At 40.3% G+C, this 16,722-nt stretch carries 18 protein-coding genes; 16 read left to right on the top strand and 2 right to left on the bottom strand.

Features of this window, described 5'->3' with window-relative positions:
- Positions 1-126 precede the first annotated feature (126 nt).
- From paaA to paaX, 12 genes are all read left to right on the top strand, one after another.
- A complete protein-coding gene (gene paaA, locus MKX62_RS22240) occupies positions 127-1,077 on the top strand; it encodes a 1,2-phenylacetyl-CoA epoxidase subunit PaaA (protein ID WP_340742373.1) in 951 nt (316 codons plus the stop codon).
- A 17-nt stretch (positions 1,078-1,094) separates the two neighbouring features.
- On the top strand, positions 1,095-1,442 hold the full coding sequence (gene paaB / locus MKX62_RS22235) for a 1,2-phenylacetyl-CoA epoxidase subunit PaaB (protein WP_067210636.1): 348 nt from the start codon (positions 1,095-1,097) through the stop codon (positions 1,440-1,442).
- The gene (gene paaC / locus MKX62_RS22230) at positions 1,439-2,251 is read left to right on the top strand and encodes a 1,2-phenylacetyl-CoA epoxidase subunit PaaC (RefSeq protein ID WP_340742372.1); all 813 of its coding nucleotides are present in this window, start codon (positions 1,439-1,441) and stop codon (positions 2,249-2,251) included. The genes paaB and paaC overlap by 4 nt, the downstream gene beginning before the upstream one ends.
- 26 nt (positions 2,252-2,277) lie before the next feature.
- Positions 2,278-2,778: a 1,2-phenylacetyl-CoA epoxidase subunit PaaD gene (paaD, locus tag MKX62_RS22225; RefSeq protein WP_340742371.1), complete on the top strand. Its 501-nt coding sequence runs from the start codon at positions 2,278-2,280 to the stop codon at positions 2,776-2,778.
- 17 nt (positions 2,779-2,795) lie between these two features.
- The gene (locus MKX62_RS22220; protein ID WP_067210629.1) at positions 2,796-3,098 is read left to right on the top strand and encodes an EthD family reductase; all 303 of its coding nucleotides are present in this window, start codon (positions 2,796-2,798) and stop codon (positions 3,096-3,098) included.
- The gene (locus tag MKX62_RS22215; RefSeq protein ID WP_338656213.1) at positions 3,098-3,874 is read left to right on the top strand and encodes an enoyl-CoA hydratase/isomerase family protein; all 777 of its coding nucleotides are present in this window, start codon (positions 3,098-3,100) and stop codon (positions 3,872-3,874) included. Before MKX62_RS22220 ends, MKX62_RS22215 begins: the two co-directional genes overlap by 1 nt.
- A gap of 12 nt (positions 3,875-3,886) precedes the next feature.
- On the top strand, positions 3,887-4,660 hold the full coding sequence (locus tag MKX62_RS22210; RefSeq protein ID WP_340742370.1) for an enoyl-CoA hydratase-related protein: 774 nt from the start codon (positions 3,887-3,889) through the stop codon (positions 4,658-4,660).
- Positions 4,661-4,675: 15 nt separating this feature from the next.
- Complete coding sequence (locus MKX62_RS22205; protein WP_340742369.1) at positions 4,676-6,193, top strand: aldehyde dehydrogenase family protein; 1,518 nt, start codon at positions 4,676-4,678, stop codon at positions 6,191-6,193.
- Between the two features lie 878 nt (positions 6,194-7,071).
- A complete protein-coding gene (gene ltrA / locus MKX62_RS22200) occupies positions 7,072-8,457 on the top strand; it encodes a group II intron reverse transcriptase/maturase (RefSeq protein WP_338652480.1) in 1,386 nt (461 codons plus the stop codon).
- 238 nt (positions 8,458-8,695) lie between these two features.
- Complete coding sequence (locus MKX62_RS22195; RefSeq protein WP_340742368.1) at positions 8,696-9,568, top strand: 3-hydroxyacyl-CoA dehydrogenase; 873 nt, start codon at positions 8,696-8,698, stop codon at positions 9,566-9,568.
- On the top strand, positions 9,565-10,770 hold the full coding sequence (locus MKX62_RS22190; RefSeq protein WP_340742367.1) for an acetyl-CoA C-acyltransferase: 1,206 nt from the start codon (positions 9,565-9,567) through the stop codon (positions 10,768-10,770). The genes MKX62_RS22195 and MKX62_RS22190 overlap by 4 nt, the downstream gene beginning before the upstream one ends.
- Before the next feature lie 59 nt (positions 10,771-10,829).
- Positions 10,830-11,720, top strand: coding sequence for a phenylacetic acid degradation operon negative regulatory protein PaaX (paaX, locus tag MKX62_RS22185; RefSeq protein ID WP_340742366.1), 891 nt, complete (start codon positions 10,830-10,832; stop codon positions 11,718-11,720).
- A gap of 684 nt (positions 11,721-12,404) precedes the next feature.
- On the opposite strand, the gene MKX62_RS22180 is transcribed toward paaX, so the two are convergent.
- Positions 12,405-12,926, bottom strand: coding sequence for a GNAT family N-acetyltransferase (locus MKX62_RS22180; protein WP_340742365.1), 522 nt, complete (start codon positions 12,924-12,926; stop codon positions 12,405-12,407).
- A 310-nt stretch (positions 12,927-13,236) separates the two neighbouring features.
- Between MKX62_RS22180 and MKX62_RS24510 the strand changes: the two genes are divergently transcribed.
- The 4 genes from MKX62_RS24510 to MKX62_RS22165 all read left to right on the top strand — a co-directional run bounded on the left by MKX62_RS24510 (position 13,237) and on the right by MKX62_RS22165 (position 15,337).
- On the top strand, positions 13,237-13,377 hold the full coding sequence (locus tag MKX62_RS24510; protein WP_445683543.1) for a T7SS effector LXG polymorphic toxin: 141 nt from the start codon (positions 13,237-13,239) through the stop codon (positions 13,375-13,377).
- Positions 13,378-13,389: 12 nt separating this feature from the next.
- A complete protein-coding gene (locus MKX62_RS24505) occupies positions 13,390-13,662 on the top strand; it encodes a T7SS effector LXG polymorphic toxin (RefSeq protein WP_445683560.1) in 273 nt (90 codons plus the stop codon).
- Between the two features lie 308 nt (positions 13,663-13,970).
- A complete protein-coding gene (locus tag MKX62_RS22170; protein WP_340742364.1) occupies positions 13,971-14,393 on the top strand; it encodes a toxin-antitoxin system YwqK family antitoxin in 423 nt (140 codons plus the stop codon).
- A 299-nt stretch (positions 14,394-14,692) separates the two neighbouring features.
- The gene (locus MKX62_RS22165) at positions 14,693-15,337 is read left to right on the top strand and encodes an alpha/beta family hydrolase (protein WP_340742363.1); all 645 of its coding nucleotides are present in this window, start codon (positions 14,693-14,695) and stop codon (positions 15,335-15,337) included.
- Between the two features lie 827 nt (positions 15,338-16,164).
- Here the strand turns inward: MKX62_RS22165 and MKX62_RS22160 are convergent.
- Positions 16,165-16,689, bottom strand: coding sequence for a gamma carbonic anhydrase family protein (locus MKX62_RS22160; protein ID WP_340742362.1), 525 nt, complete (start codon positions 16,687-16,689; stop codon positions 16,165-16,167).
- Positions 16,690-16,722 lie beyond the last annotated feature (33 nt).

Genomic DNA, 16,722 nt, shown 5'->3' with positions numbered 1-16,722 from the left:
TTATGGAAAAGGCACACGGTATTATCGGATTGGTATGTCTATAAATATAACTGAGTTTTAGATTAACGTTATGTAAGTGTTATATGTTTAGTCGGAAACACATACCTTAAACTAGGGGGCTGTGAAATGACGGGTTTATACAATTCGGAAGTAGAAAAGTTAGCTCACTTTATGCAGAGGATTGAAGCAGGTGACAAAATTGAAGCCGATGATTGGATGCCTGAAGAATATAGGCTGACATTGATTAAATTGATTTCCATGCATGGAATGAGCGAAATAATGGGGGCTCTCCCAGAGAAAGAATGGGTACCAAAAGCCCCATCCCTTTCTCGTAAGTTAGGCATTATGGCCAAGGTGCAAGACGAAATCGGCCACGGTCAACTGCTTCTTCGGGTAACTGAAGATTTACTTAAACCATATGGCAAGAATCGCGGAGATTTAATGCAGGACTTATTCAATGGAGACTTGAAATTTCATAATGTATTTCACATGAAAACAACTACATGGGCAGATGCTGGAATAATCGGTTGGCTCGTTGATGGGGCTGCAATTATTACACAAACAAATATGCTTGGGGCTTCTTATGGGCCTTACGGGAGAGCGTTACAGCGTATTTGCGCTGAAGAAGTGTTTCATGCACAGCATGGTGAATCTATTATTATGGCACTTGCGGAAGGTACAAATGATCAAAAATCGATGATTCAGGAATCAATCAATTATTGGTGGGAATCTCTGTTAATGTTCTTCGGACCTGCGAGTAAAGAAACAACAGGTTCTTCGAAACAAGATTTGACTATTAAATATAAAATCCGGACAAAAACAAACGAAGAGTTCAGGCAAATCTTTTTTGATAAATATATCCCGCGTATTTTATCTCTTGGTCTAACAATCCCAGATCCGACCATAAAATTCGATGCTGAAAGCAAAATATGGACGTACAAACAACCGGATTGGAATGAATTCAAGAAAATTATTAGAAATGAAGGACCTCGTTCTCAGGCACGCCTGAACCTGCGTCGTACATCTTATGAAAATAATACATGGGTGCGAGATGCTTTAAGTGCAGTCGTTAATTAATGGAAGGAGTCAGTAAAATGACTGGAGAAAAAACATTTTATCAAGAATATGAAGTGTTCAGTAAGCGGACACCGAGCTCGGCATTCCAACACCAATTCAGCTTACTGGCTCCAAATGAAGATATGGCACTTATTTTGGCACAGGAAAATTTCATGCGCCGTGAACCAGTTGCAGACATTTGGATTATAAATCGAAAGAATGTTAGGAAAATGAATGCCGAAGAGAAGATGACGCTCACCAGGCTAGACAATAAAGAGTACAGGACGACAAAAGGTTATGGTTACTTAAAGAAAAAATGGCGTCAATATGAACAGCAAGTGCTTGATGAAAAAGAAATTTTGTCATGGGGAGGGGAGCGGAAATGAGCATAACAGACAATGGCATGAGCATGGAATATAAAGAAGCAATCACTAGTTTGTTGTTCCAATTAGCAGATGATGATTTTCTGTACGCATTCCGCGGATCTGAATGGCTCGGACTCGCTCCTCACATTGAAGAAGACGTAGCTTCCTCATCCATTAGCCAAGACAGTATGGGGCATGCGGCGATGTACTACAAATTACTTGAAGAGCTTGGAGCTGGAAAAGCGGATGACTTGGCCCATTTACGTCCGACAGATGAAAGAAAGAACAGCATTTTGACGGAACGGGTGAACGGCGAAGGTTATTATATGGAAACACCCAATTATGACTGGGCCTATCAAGTCGTAAGGAGTTATTTTTATATACAAGCGAAAAAGGTAAAAATGGATTCGTTATGTGAAAGCTCATACAAACCTATTGCTGAAGTGGCGATAAAAGTGAAAATGGAACTTTATTATCACAAGTTGCACTGGGAAACGTGGTTTAAGCAGTTAATGAGTTCTACGGATGTGGCAAAAAAGAAAATGAATGATGCAATTACGCTTGTTTTGAATGATTTTGGAGATGTATTTTCTTTTGGAAATCAGAAACAAAAGATTGAAAGCAGTAACTTAATAGACAGTGAGGAAGAAATGAAGAAACAATGGCAAGCTATCATCGGTCCGGTGTTCGAAACCCTTCAAATGGAAGTACCGTTGATCCCGAATCATCCCGTGATGAACGGACGAAACGGTGAGCACACAAAAGACTTGGATGAAGCACTCGGCACGCTTTCCGAAGTTTACAAGCTTGACCCGGCAGCTGTCTGGTAAACGGTACCAGGAAAGAGGTGAATAATATGACTGCTTCTGTAGATGTTTCAACTGAGCGTATTTTTGAAGTACTTATGAATGTGAAAGATCCGGAAATTGATTCGGTGAGTATTATTGATCTTGGAATGGTAGGCGAAGTCACAAACGAAGGAAATAACGTGAAAATCACACTTCTACCGACTTTTTTGGGATGTCCGGCGCTCGAATTTATTAAAACGAATACAGTAAATGCTGTGAAAAAACTACCGGAAGTTGAAACGATTGAAGTAGAATTCGTCTTTCATCCGCCATGGACATCAGACCGTATAACGGAACAAGGTCATGTGAATCTGAAAAAATTTGGGATTGCTCCCCCGCCCCGCTATTTTGAGGAAGATGGATCATGGCATGTGGATTGTGCCTATTGCGGATCTGGCTATGTATCAATGGAAAATATTTTTGGACCAACGGCTTGCAGAAGTATTTTGTATTGTAAGAGCTGTAAAAACGTATTTGAGGCAATGAAACCTGTGTCTACATTAATGTAAAGTGAGGAGAAGAAAAAATGGCTAAACTAATTGCTTTGTACAAACACCCAGAAAACAAAGAGGCTTTTGATGATCATTATTTCAATGTACATTCACCGCTAACAGCAAAAATCCCAGGTCTCCGTGAAATGAAGGTAACAAAAATATCAGGATCTCCAATGGGAGGTGAAGGGAAATATTACCTCACATGTGAGATGAAGTATGACAATCTAGAAGCGTTACAGGCAGGTTTGCGCACAGCTGAAGGAAAGGCATCAGGCAAAGATTTGATGGGGTTTGCGGGTGATCTTGTTACATTAATGATTGGTGAGGATGCCTAGTGTATAGTTTTGAATTCATTGAAACGACAGTAAAGGGAAACATCGCGGTGATTGAACTGAATCGTCCTCGCCAGTTAAATTCGTTGAATCGGAAAATGGTTTGTGAAATCGTTACTGCAATGGAAATGTTTGATCGAGAAGAAGAAGTTCGCATTATCGTCCTTACTGGAAAAGGCCGTTCATTTTCAGCTGGGGCTGATATTGATGAAATGACTGGAGATGACCCAGTCAGCCTTGAACTCTTGAACCAATTTGCTGATTGGGACCGTTTTACACTTATTAAAAAGCCAATCATTGGTGCAGTAAAAGGCTTTGTTTTAGGAGGGGGATTTGAACTTGCATTGTGCTGTGATATTTTAATTGCAGCAAGCGGTACAGAATTTTCATTCCCGGAAGCAGGCCTCGGCGTCATGCCAGGTGCAGGAGGGACACAGCGGTTGACGAAACTTGTCGGACGTACGAAAGCGCTGGAATGGCTTTGGACAGGAGAGCGTATTTCCGCAGAAACAGCACTCAAACATGGAGTCATTAACAAAGTTGTTGCTCCTGAACTATTAATGGAAGAAACGCTGAAGTTTGCAAATCGACTAGCCAAACAACCACCGCTCTCACTGCGCCTTATTAAAGATTCGGTTAATAAAGCAGTGGATTATCCCTTGTATGAAGGAATGCAGTATGAACGGAAAAATTTCTACCTTCTTTTCGCATCACAGGATCAAAAAGAAGGTATGAGCGCATTTGTTGAGAAAAGAAGGCCGGATTATCAAGGAAAGTAAGGAGTGTGCTAAATGTTTGAGACAATTCGTTACGATGTCAAAGATGGAATTGCGTGGCTCATCTTAAATAGACCTGACAAACTGAATGCTTTTATCTCGCAGATGAATCGTGAAGTAAAAGATGCAATCAAAGCGGCATCATACGATGAACAAGTGCGCTGTGTTGTCATTACAGGTGAAGGACGGGCATTTTGTTCCGGACAAGATTTATCAGAAATTGATGAATTTATGGATCATGGTCAAGTGTTAAGAGATCATTATGGACCGATGATCCAGCAAATCAGAAAATGTGAAAAACCGATCATTGCAGCAGTAAATGGTGTAGCAGCAGGAGCGGGGTTTAGCCTTGCGCTTGCTTGTGACTTTAGACTAATGTCTGAGCGTGCCAGTTTATTAAATGCATTCATCCATGTAGGGCTTATTCCGGATTCAGGTAATCTTTATTATTTAACACAATTAGTCGGACAATCTAAAGCTGCAGAATTAGCCATTTTAGGAGAAAAAGTGCCAGCTACAGAGGCGGTTGCAATGGGTCTTGCAAACCGACTGATTCCATCAGAAACATGGGAAGAGGATGTATCTGCATTTGCAACACGAATAGCCGCTTTACCAACAAAAGCAATCGGATTAATCAAAGGCTCATTGATGACGATATCAGAACTTTCTTTTGAAGAATATCTTGAACATGAAGCTCAAGGACAGCGAATAGCTGGTTTAACAAAAGATCATGGCGAAGGCATCAATGCATTTATGAAAAAAAGAAAACCTGTTTTTACAGGCCAATAGGGGGAAGTAAACCATATGACAAAAACCCATGAAATCGAAATCGAACAAGAAACGATAAAGCGTGATTTCTATAAACTTTTTATCAACGGTGAACAAGTCGAAAGTAGCAGTGGCGAGCGCACAAAGATTTATAATCCGGCGACGGGTGAACTACTTGCTGAAGTAGCGAAAGCGACGAAAGAAGACGCTGAAAAAGCTGTTCAAGCTGCCAGGGATTCATTTGATAATGGAAAATGGAAAATAACTCCTGCAGGACGGCGTGCACGTGTACTAAACAAAATTGCAGCAATTATGGGCTCCCGCTTTAATGAGCTGGTAGAACTAGAAATTTTGAATACGGGTAAATCACTTGCAGCTGCTAAAGGGCAGATTTCACAAGCCATTGAAGACTTTGAATTTTATGCGGGCGCTATTGTTGGACATGGGGGTTCTGTGAATAATGTACCTGGTCAATTCCATAATTACACAGAAAAAGAACCACTTGGTGTATGCGCGCAAATTATTCCGTGGAACTATCCACTTATGATGGCTGCTTGGAAGATTGCTCCAGCTATTGCAGCAGGGTGCTCCGTCGTTATTAAGCCAGCGTCTCTCACGCCACTTACAGCTATTATTCTTGGAGAAATTTGCTACGAAGCAGGGGTTCCAGCAGGCGTCGTTAACATTTTGCCAGGATCTGGATCTGAAATCGGTAATTACTTGGTAGAACATGAACTAGTGAATAAAGTTGCATTCACGGGTTCTACACCAATTGGAAAAGACATTATGGCAAAAGCAGCAGGAACAGTAAAACGCGTAACACTAGAACTTGGTGGAAAATCCCCAAGCCTTGTTTTTGAAGATGCAGATATTGAAGCAGCCGTTGATGGTTCACTCTACGGAGCTTTCAATAACACAGGTCAATCGTGTGATGCGCGTACACGCATCTATATTCATGAAAATGTGTACGATGAGTTCGTTGAGAAATTTATTGCTAAAACAGAAAAACTTGTAATTGGGAATCCATTTGATAAAGGAACACATATGGGCGCAGTTATTGATCAGTGCCAGTTGGACACAGTGAAAATGTATGTTCAATCTGCAATTGATGAAGGTGCTGAAATCCTTACTGGTGGTAAAGAATTAAAACCAGAAGGCTTTGAAAACGGATTTTGGTATGCGCCGACAATAATCGGAAACGTAACACAAGACATGAAAGTTGTTCTTGAAGAAATCTTTGGACCAGTTGTCGTTGTATCGAAGTTTAAAAACGAAAAAGAGGCAATTGCATTAGCAAATGACTCAGATTTTGGGCTAGCTTCTTCTATTTGGTCAAAAAATACTGCAACTACAACACGTGTTGCGAACCAAATTCAAGCGGGAATCGTTATGATCAACACGCCATTCTCTGCATTCCCAGGTACACCATTCGGTGGCTATAAACAATCCGGATTTGGCCGTGAACTATCTATCGGATCGCTTGATCTTTACACTGAAACAAAAAGCATTATGTCGTACTTTGGCAGTCGTCCAGTAAATCCATTTGGGCTATGAAAAGCGCAAGGCGCCGTTTAGCCCCGACAGGCATAAGTCGATCTAGCGACGTGGCGCTCTTTGCCACATAGCTGGATTGCTTATGACCGAGGGGTTGGCGCGAGGAGCTAGACACAAAGAAAAGCGCAAGGCGCCGTCTAGCCCCGACAGGCATAAGACGGTTTGCGAGGAGGCGTACTTCAGCCACCACAGCAAAACGGCTTATGACCCGAGGGGCTGGCGCCTGGAGCTAGACACAAAGAAAAGCGTAATAGATAGTCGGCACTTAACAAATAGAATGTTCTTCCAACACCGCTTAGTCGCTTGGTGATGGCCTCACGCAATAAGCCCGTCAGAAGATCACTAGGGAGGGATTGAACTGCTTCCCTCCTTGGTCTTATTGCTCCGGCGCCTGCAGGTGTGCAGCCTTTGCCGCAGGACGCGGCGAAATTGGGCTGCCTTTCATGTGCGCCCTGCATGGGCGAATACTCGGTGGTGAAAGTCCACTACAGGCTTGGCAGTAGGAACTGTTAGCGAAAGACAAGGTGGCTATCGTGAGGTAGTGGCTGAAGGAAGTCGGACGCAAACTCCTGAACTGACGAACAGAAACTAGATAGAAGGCTGAATTAGGTCGGATAAGGTTGCATGACAAACCGAAGTCCAATACTGCCCGAAACCTATACAGTAAATCTAGCAGTTACATGGGAGGAAAGTATTCGCTCTTACCGGGGGAGGTCTTACGAGGGCACAGTGCAAGTTAAATGATAACGAACCAGTGCAATCTCTGTGGTGACATGAAGATGAATCGTAAGAAGTCAGCAGAGGTCATAGTAGTGTTCACTGACAGGACATGAAGGACTGAACAATAATAATTTTGAGGATACAAGGAGGTGTGGAAATTGCGAAAACCGCAGAAAATAGGGAAACCTAGCTACCGTCAGAGAGATAATGTGGAACATGAAGGGTATGACGGAGTGCATAGTAATTTCCATGGTGAACTGAACAATCAAAATGGTGTACATCTGTTTGAGAAAATCCTCTCAAGGAATAATCTCAATCAAGCTTACCTACAAGTTGTCAGAAATAAGGGAGCCGCAGGCTCAGATGGTATAACCTATGACCAGCTACTCCCATACTTGAAGGAGCACAGGGAAGAATTACTAGTGAAATTACATAACGGAACTTACCGCCCGCAACCCGTGTTGCGGGTTGAAATTCCTAAACCAGACGGTGGTGTAAGAAAACTAGGAATTCCAACTGTAATCGACCGGATGATTCAACAAGCAATCAATCAAGTCTTACAACCCATTTTTGACCCTACGTTCTCCGATAATAGCTTTGGGTTTCGTCCAAAGCGTAGTGCACATCAAGCTATCACCCTAGCGAAGTCGTACTACGAACAAGGATACAAATATGTTGTAGATATGGATATGAAAGCTTATTTTGACACAGTAAACCACGATAAACTTATGCACTATATTGAGGAAAAGGTTCAAGATAAGCGTGTTTTACGTCTTATCCGCCAATATCTCAAAAGCGGTATTATGGTAAACGGTTTATTTCAAGCATCCGAAGAAGGAACCCCGCAAGGGGGGAACTTATCGCCGCTATTAAGTAATATTTACTTGAATGAATTCGATAAACTCCTCACAACACGTGGGCACAAATTCGTCCGTTATGCGGATGACTGCAATATTTACGTCAAAAGTAGACGGGCAGGTTATCGAGTGATGGAGAGTTCAACCAACTTCCTTGAAGGCGAACTAAAATTAACCGTAAATCGTGAGAAAAGTGCGGTAGGAAGTCCACTGAAACGAAAGTTTCTAGGGTTCTGCCTATTGGCAACTAAAAACGGCGTCAAAATTCGACCACATCAAAAGGCGAAATCTACTGTGAAGCAAAAGTTGAAGAAAATAACAAAGCGGAACAGAGGGAGAAGCATTGAAGTTCTATTCAAGCAAATCAAGCAGCTAATGACGGGGTGGATAAACTACTACGGTATTGGTGAAATGAAAAGCTTTATGAATGAATTAAACGGTTGGTTGAAACGACGAATCAGGCAATACATTTGGAAACAGTGGAAAAACCCACGAACGAAATGTAAAAATCTAATTCAACTAGGTACCGAAGAGCGAAAAGCCTTTGAATGGTCAAATACCCGAAAGGGTTACTGGAGGATTTCTTCCAGTTATATCCTTCATAGGTCTTTAACAGATAGAAAACTGGCACAACTCGGATATATGGATATATCCGTGAAGTACCAGTTTGTACACTCAAATTATTGAACCGCCGTATACGGATCCGTATGTACGGTGGTGTGAGAGGGACGAACGAATCAAATTTCTGATTCGTTCACTCTACTCGATTAGTGTCGCTCCTTCGCTAGATTTGTTCGTTATACGGGTGAGGTATATCACCTAATTAATTCTAAATAAGTAGTGCCGAATATATAGATGAAAGAATACGGACAGGGATGTATGATTTCCTGTCCGTATTCTTTCATCATAAAAAGGAGGATCACTTATGATTAATCAAATAGTTGTTGTCGGTTCCGGTGTGATGGGCAGAGGTATAGCCTATGTCGGAGCGATTGGAGGATATACAGTTACAATTGTCGACATTAATGAATCCGCATTGGAAAATGCGCAACTAGATATTGATAGTCTCTTTGAAAAAGGTCTCGCACGCGGAAAGATATCAGCAAATCAGGCTGAACAAGCGCATCGTAATTTAAATTATGAAAGTGACTTGGCTAAAGCTGCTGGGAATGCGGATTTAATCATTGAAGCTGTTCCTGAAAAGGCTGCCATTAAAAAGCAAGTATTTGAAACGATTGAAGAATATGCACCAGCACATTGTTATTTTGCAACGAATACATCGACGATGAGTCCGACGGAAATTGCTTCTTTCGGTAAACGCCCAGAAAAAACAATCGCCATGCACTTTTTCAATCCCGTACATAAAATGACTCTTGTTGAAATTGTCCGGGGCTTGGAAACGAGTGATGAAACGGTAGAGACGATTAAACAAGTTGCTGTCAATATGGGGAAGGAAACGGTTGTTATTAATGAATTTCCTGGGTTTGTAACAAGCCGGATTAGTGCGCTTGTCGGCAATGAAGCATTTTATATGCTGCAAGAGGGACTTGGAACAGCAGAAGAAATTGATAAAGCAATTAAGCTCGGCTTAAATTACCCCATGGGTCCATTCGAGCTCGTGGATTTAGTGGGTCTTGACACACGTTTGAACAACTTGAACTATTTATATGACAAGCTTGGAGAAAAGTACCGTCCAGCGCCTCTCCTAGAACAATACGTAAAAGCGGGGCGTCTTGGACGGAAAAGCGGCAAAGGTGTCTACGATTATACACAAGGAGAAGAGTTGATTACGAAATGAGAGAAGTAGTCATAGTAGACGCTGTTCGTACACCTATTGGCAGGTACGATGGCGCGTTAAAAGACGTACGTCCAGATGATTTAGGAGCCGTCGTTATTAAGGGACTTATTGCTCGAAATCCTGAACTTCCCGCAGAGCAGATCGAAGAGGTCGTTCTCGGAAACGCCAATCAGGCTGGAGAAGATAACCGCAATGTTGCACGTATGGCAGGTTTGTTGGCGGGTCTTCCAGTCGAGGTGGGGGGCACGACGATTAACCGTCTTTGTGGTTCAGGTCTTGACGCTGTTATTTACGCTGCAAGAGCAATTGCAGTTGGGGATGGTGATATTTACATTGCAGGCGGAACGGAAAGTATGACGCGTGCCCCGCTTGTTATGGCAAAGCCGGATAAGGCAAATCCACGAGGTAATATGGAACTGCAAGATACAACAATTGGCTGGCGCTTTACAAATGAAAAACTGCAAGAAATGTACGGAACGGATTCGATGCCGCGTACCGCTGAAAACGTCGCGCAGCGATACACGATAACGCGAGAAATTCAGGATTTGTTTGCGTATGAAAGTCAACAACGTGCAAAGGCAGCAATAGAAGCTAACAGATTTTTCGAAGAAATTGTTCCAGTTGTTTATACGGATAGAAAAGGCAATGAAATCACTGTAGATCAAGATGAACATCCGCGGCCGGACATTACGCTTGAGAAACTGGCACAATTAAAACCATTATTTGAGGGCGGTACAGTTACAGCAGGCAACGCATCAGGTGTTAATGATGGCGCGTGTGCATTGCTTCTTATGAGTGCCGAAAAAGCAAAGGAACTAAATCTTAAACCTTTAGCAAAATATGTTACGGGGGCAACGGCGGGACTTGAACCGGCTGTCATGGGGCTTGGTCCGATTAGTGCTTCAAGAAAAGCGCTAGTACGTGCGGGACTGACGATGAATGATATAGGACTCGTCGAATTGAATGAAGCCTTCGCTTCCCAATCACTTGAGTGCATTAGACAGCTAGAGTTAGACGCTGAAAAAGTAAACGCCAATGGTGGAGCAATCGCTTTTGGACACCCTTTAGGCGCGAGCGGTGCCCGAATTTTAACGACACTCTTATATGAAATGAAAAGACAGAATGTTCGATATGGACTCGCAACAATGTGTATCGGGGTAGGCCAGGGAATTGCGGCAATTGTTGAGAATGTCTCGGAATAATAAAAAACTGTCGAATCGTGATACACCGATAAGGAACGAAAAAAGAAAGAGTGAGTATCATGGCAAATACACAATCAATGATTTTTACAATCTACGGTGATTATATCCGTCATTACGGCAACAAAGTATGGATTGGCAGCTTGATACGATTATTGAAAGAATTTGGTCATAATGAACAATCGGTTCGAGTAGCTGTCTCAAGAATGATGAAACAAGGATGGATTCAATCCGAAAAACAAGGCAACAAAAGTTATTATTTCTTGACGGTGCGTGGGGAAGCACGGATTGAAGAAGCGGCAATTCGTATTTTTAAATTAAACCCAACTGAGTGGGACGGTAAATGGCGCATGCTTATGTATACGATTCCGGAAGAAAAAAGACAAATTCGTGATGAACTTCGAAAAGAGTTATTATGGAGCGGATTCGGAAGTTTTTCAAATGGATGCTGGATTTCGCCAATTGATCTCGAAAAAGAAGTGAATCTTCTTATTGAAAAGTATGATATTCAGTTTTACGTGGATTTCTTTGTATGTGACTACAAAGGACCGCAAGCGGACAAGTTGCTCGTTGAAAAAAGCTGGCCACTTCAAGAAATTGAAGGGAAATATCAAGAATTCATTGCGACGTACAGCAAAAAATACATTGTCCACCAAAGTATAATAAACGAAGGTAAAATGACGGATGCAGAGTGTTTCGTGGAGCGCACCAACCTTGTGCACGAATACCGAAAGTTTCTCTTTACAGATCCAGGTCTCCCAAAAGAGCTGCTGCCTGAAGTGTGGTGTGGTAATCACGCCACTCTGTTATTTGAGCAATATTATAAATTGCTGGCACAATCAGCAAGCCGTTTTTTCGAAGGAGTATTCCAAGAAGACAACGACATGCGAAGGAAAGATAAAACGTATGACGCAGATGACCACCCACTTATTAGTGACTACTTAACAAACTAAAAAGTAACTGGCTGCCCAAAGTCACGGGTTCTTTTCGGCTGATAAAAGGTCATTTAACAGATCAAACGGTGTCCCCATCGGCACGCTTTTAGAGTATCAATTAGCATCGCATTTAGCGATGCTTTTATTTTTTTCTTATATAATCCTGCATCTCGGCTATAAAGAGCGCTTGCCTTATGTCTTTGTAACTTTAGTTATTAAAATATTGAAATAGAACAAGACTTATGGATCGTTTCCCCTTAAATAGGAAACTTATACCTCTTTATATTTGTATGACATGATAGATAAGTATTTATATTTATTAGATTTTTGAATGCGACGGGAGAGGGATGTTTATCGTTAGGGGATTATTGGCTACTAAAAGAGATTGGGAGCAGTTGATGTTGGTTTGGAATAAAGCTTGATCTAAAATATCCCCAAAATCCATATTTTAAGTTAAATGATAAGAACTCGTTTTGAAAAATGATTGATTAAAACGGGTTAATTCATTGTGAAATAGTATGCGATTTTTATAATAAAATTTGATCATTTTCTACATAGTAATTCTAAAAAAAACGCGCCCGATTACGGTATAAATATTATGATTTTGCTAAGACAGAGTTAAAAAAATCGGAATTCTCTTCTGGATATTTGTGTCTACTATGGGTCAAGACGTTGATAGCTTACATTTCTTTGCGGGAGATCCTATTCTACTAAGGATTCTGTTATTTTCCCATCTAGATTTTTAATCGCCAACATCGAATTATCCTGAATGATTCCTGTATCTACGAAACCAAATGAAGCGTATAATGTTTTAGCTATGACATTACTTGTTCGATAAAAGAGGGCTACATATTCTGCTTCTCCATCTGGCGTAGTTTCAATATCCATCAACATTTTTTCAAAAGCAAGTTTGCCATAACCTTTCCCCTGGTAACTCTTTTCAATCATAATATGCCAAATGAAATAGCTCTTCTTCCCGTAAAAAACTTCATTTTCAAACGATTCATGATCCAACGTATCATAAATATACATCAAAAACCCAACCGCAACTTCATCGGCATAAATGGCAAAGGGAGTTGCTGGTATACCGTCTGAGTTCAACATATGAGCATCTGCAAAGCTTCTAAGGTTAGTAGTTTCTATTAAGTCTTCCTGGTTTTCTTCAACTTCAAGTGCTACTATTTCATCTATGTTATCCCCGGTTATCTTTCGTAATCCAATCATTTTTTTCTCCTCTCCTAAGACAAGCCACTTCTACACTTGGCCTAAAACACTCCAAATATCATTTCCATAATTCTCGAAATAGGGTACACAAAATATTCACCAATGCTAACTCTTTTTCCCCTGTGATTTCTAAACCTTGTTCCGCAAAATGGCTCGTTTGTTGAATTGTCATAATCCATCTTGTCAATGCAATTGTATCAAACCTTTTTACAAATTATCGGACTTTATTACAAATGATCAATCTTTATTTTAAATCTACAGTTGAAAGTAATTGTCATTGTTGCCGGATAATCGGGGGCGGGGATGCTTTTTGAAGGTACTTGATGTTCATCCATTAAAGAATCGACTCCATCGGAACATCACCATGCTTGATCGTCTAGGAAACAAAATGGAAACCATCGATCGAGCGGTTCAAGGACTCGTTGCGATAGAAGATTCGTTGACAGGCTAAGGGGGCAACGCAATTCGTACATTTTACGCGGATTGCCACTTGCCGTTCCTTCAGTTTTTCAAGCTATTTCAGAGCCGTTTTACATACGTCCTAAAACAGATGGACGCTGCCCTTGATGCACCCGAACCAGATTCATCAGGTTTCATTCGTGAGTATTTCCTAGGCGTAGAAATTGAACGTGGGTTGAAGAACATTGCGCAACTGACGGAGAGTCTAACGGATGAAGCGAACAGCTTCATGAATCGAGTTGTGGACATCATTGACCCTTCCGCATCTCAATTATAACGAAGTGCAGGAAGGCGTTCACACTGCTACAATTAAACGAGAAAATACGCTCACACAATTGCATGAATTCGATGCGAATAAAATAGAATCAGAACTTTGTTGATCGAACAACTATAGAAACTTGATAATTGCTAATGAATTAAATAGTCCCCTAAAGAGGAATCTTGATGCTCGAATAGAAGAATTGAATGTAAATGTGATAAGAACAGGAATTAATAGGACTAAACCTGGTGGAATTATGTTAAAAAGCTGTCCACACTGTATGTGTTTACTAGACGGATTTGAAGTAATATCGGAGGTGCCTAAGGTTGGAAGATAAGATAGTAGATAAAGAATATGTTGTGAAAAATGGTGAAAAATACGGGAGCAGTTTTGGTTATGGAGGGGATGAATATGATTCCTTTATAGTAGAATATGATCAAGACGATAATGAACATTTATTTACTGGTATAATTTATGACTGTTATGAAAATGGTGATTTAGCAAATTACTATGTAGTTAAGGGAGGGGTTAAGAACGGAGAAATGCTTTATTTTTATCCTAATGGACAAGTTAAAGAAATTAAATATCTAGCTAAAAATACATTAGAAGGTATACAAAAAGAGTACTATGAAAATGGCGTTTTAAAAGTAGTTGAATATAGAGTTTTAGGTAGATTAAAGACTTTTAAAAAATATGATGAACATGGCAATGTGTTAGAAGGAAAGATAGAACCAACAGAATCAAATTAAACTTATGCTAGAAAAATGGGGGACAATGGTAAGAGAAGAAGTGTTTCAAACGAAGGTGGATGTAAATAGTATTATGTATTTGTCCGTGACAAGTAGCATTATTAAAGACTTTTTTTCGGTGGTAATTACTTATTGATGTGCATTTTTGTTTTTGTATTTTCTAAGATGTGGTAGTTCGATTGTTGAAAGGCAGTTGAATTGAATAAAAAAACGCGGACACAAAAAACTGATAAATTGAAATATTTATATATTAAGTTTGGGACAATATGTATAATTGATAAGGAATGGGGGAGATATCAATGTTGAAAACAAATACAGAAAGCGTGAAGGGGTATAAAGAAATAAATATTTCTTATACGTTGTTGAGAACCGAAGAAAACTCGGGAAATTTGACCATCTTTCTTCCGGGTGCAGGATATACCATTCGGAGTCCTCTTTTTCATTACTCAACAGATATATTTTTAAATAAAGGCTTTGATGTATTACAAGTTAATTATCAATACAATGATAAAGTCTATGCAGAATTTAGTATGGAAGAAATAAGCGAAGCAATTAAGTACGATGTGAGAACAGTAATTGATACTGTTTTAAAGGAAACTTCGTATGAAAACTTTTATATAATCGGCAAATCTCTTGGGACAATTGCTATGAGCTCAGAGTTAAGGAGGGATATCTTCGAAGAAGCTAAAGCAGTATGGTTAACTCCGTTGATTCAAAGGGATGATGTTTTCGATGAAATGGTTAGCAGTACTAATAGGGGGTTATGTTTCATCGGAGATAATGACCATTGTTACACAGAGGAAAGATTTAATCAATTGACAAACAACCCAAAAATGGTTGCGAGACTCATTCCTAATGTCAATCATAGCTTGGAATACGAACATAACACAGTCGAATCAATTGAGGTTTTAAAAAGTGTAATAGATGACATTAATAACTTTTAAAAGCATAGCTAATTGTTATGCTTATTTGTTGTAAATTTGCAGTCGTCGGCATCTGATGCAAAAAAGGTCAGAGAATTGTTACCACATTCCATATTTTTAGTTCCTGGGCTGAGGTACAAGGTGGAAATGCTGAAGATTAAGCCGAATTCTATGATGAAAAAGGGCTAGGGGCCTAAAAGTGCGGACTGCCAGAGAAAGTGTCAAGCGAATTAAGAACCACCAGTTTCTAAGCCGGTGATATTGAAATGCATCCAAAACGTTGAACCTGAATAGTTCAGCGTTTTTTTGTCGTTAATAAATCACGTGTTTTGATTAACTAACATTAACCAGGAAATAACTTAATCAACACTAGGCAATTCGTGTACAGTATGTTTGATTAATTTGGATTGAACGACGTCTATACGATTACCGAGATGTCTTGATAAAAGCAGCCAAAGATACAATTTTGGCTGCTGAAGCATTTTCTATAGTTTTGTCTTTTTTAAATTTAAGGAAGTGTCACTTTCTTATAGACCATCGAATGATCAGAGGCATAAACATTGCTTAAAGTAAGCGAGAAACACATTGTACAACGTGCAAGAGTACCTGAAATTGTATCTTCGGGCACTTACAATCTCTATAGAATGTCATCTACTCTTTCATTAAAAAGCAAATGAATTTTTCACTTGAGTATTATAGGGACGCGACAGGCCACACTTGCCCTTGGGGAAAGATGTTGTCATGAATATTTCGCCGAAAGCGAACCGAAAATGATCCAGTGAAAATGCGGGTGTTCAAGCCCTTCTCACTAGTGTTTTACGCAAGTAAATGGTTAATTAACAGAAGTGTTATTGTCCTTCGTTTTTAAAAATCTCCCGATAGTCATAGCCTTTTTGAACATATGAATCGATCGATAATTGAATGATCTCGAAGTCTTTGTCGTTCAATTCCCTTACTACTTTTCCTGGAGAACCGACAACCAATGAACGAGGGGGGATTTTCTTGCCTGGTGGGATTAATGTGTTGGCGCCAATAATACATTCTTCACCAATTTCTGCGTGGTCAAGAATTGTAGAACCCATTCCAATAATCGATCGCTTTCCGACTTTGCAGCCATGCAGGATAACGTTATGCCCAACGGTAACTTCATCTTCTATAACGACTGGAGCATCTTCATATAAGTGAATTGTTGAATTATCCTGGATACTGCATTTATTACCGATTGTAATCGGCCCTTCATCTCCCCGCAAGACCGTGTTAAACCAAATAGTAGATTCTGCCCCAACTTGAACTTCTCCAATAATTTTTGCACCCGGAGCGACGAAAACCGAAGGATCAAGAACAGGGCTTTTTCCTTTAAATGTGATTAACAAAACTATTCCCCCTCAAATTAGTTTACTAATCTT

The organism is Sporosarcina sp. FSL K6-5500 (assembly GCF_038005665.1).
GTDB lineage: Bacteria > Bacillota > Bacilli > Bacillales_A > Planococcaceae > Sporosarcina > Sporosarcina psychrophila.
This window is presented reverse-complemented; position numbering and strand designations above follow the sequence as displayed.

What these genes read in the sequence shown, in the direction of transcription:
- MKX62_RS22180 (WP_340742365.1), bottom strand. Translation starts at nt 12,926, where the DNA reads ATGATTGGATTACGAAAGATAACCGGGGATAACATAGATGAAATAGTA.
- paaC (WP_340742372.1), top strand. Translation starts at nt 1,439, where the DNA reads ATGAGCATAACAGACAATGGCATGAGCATGGAATATAAAGAAGCAATC.
- MKX62_RS22195 (WP_340742368.1), top strand. Translation starts at nt 8,696, where the DNA reads ATGATTAATCAAATAGTTGTTGTCGGTTCCGGTGTGATGGGCAGAGGT.
- MKX62_RS22165 (WP_340742363.1), top strand. Translation starts at nt 14,693, where the DNA reads ATGTTGAAAACAAATACAGAAAGCGTGAAGGGGTATAAAGAAATAAAT.
- MKX62_RS22210 (WP_340742370.1), top strand. Translation starts at nt 3,887, where the DNA reads ATGTTTGAGACAATTCGTTACGATGTCAAAGATGGAATTGCGTGGCTC.
- paaB (WP_067210636.1), top strand. Translation starts at nt 1,095, where the DNA reads ATGACTGGAGAAAAAACATTTTATCAAGAATATGAAGTGTTCAGTAAG.
- MKX62_RS22220 (WP_067210629.1), top strand. Translation starts at nt 2,796, where the DNA reads ATGGCTAAACTAATTGCTTTGTACAAACACCCAGAAAACAAAGAGGCT.
- paaX (WP_340742366.1), top strand. Translation starts at nt 10,830, where the DNA reads ATGGCAAATACACAATCAATGATTTTTACAATCTACGGTGATTATATC.
- paaA (WP_340742373.1), top strand. Translation starts at nt 127, where the DNA reads ATGACGGGTTTATACAATTCGGAAGTAGAAAAGTTAGCTCACTTTATG.
- MKX62_RS22205 (WP_340742369.1), top strand. Translation starts at nt 4,676, where the DNA reads ATGACAAAAACCCATGAAATCGAAATCGAACAAGAAACGATAAAGCGT.
- MKX62_RS22190 (WP_340742367.1), top strand. Translation starts at nt 9,565, where the DNA reads ATGAGAGAAGTAGTCATAGTAGACGCTGTTCGTACACCTATTGGCAGG.
- paaD (WP_340742371.1), top strand. Translation starts at nt 2,278, where the DNA reads ATGACTGCTTCTGTAGATGTTTCAACTGAGCGTATTTTTGAAGTACTT.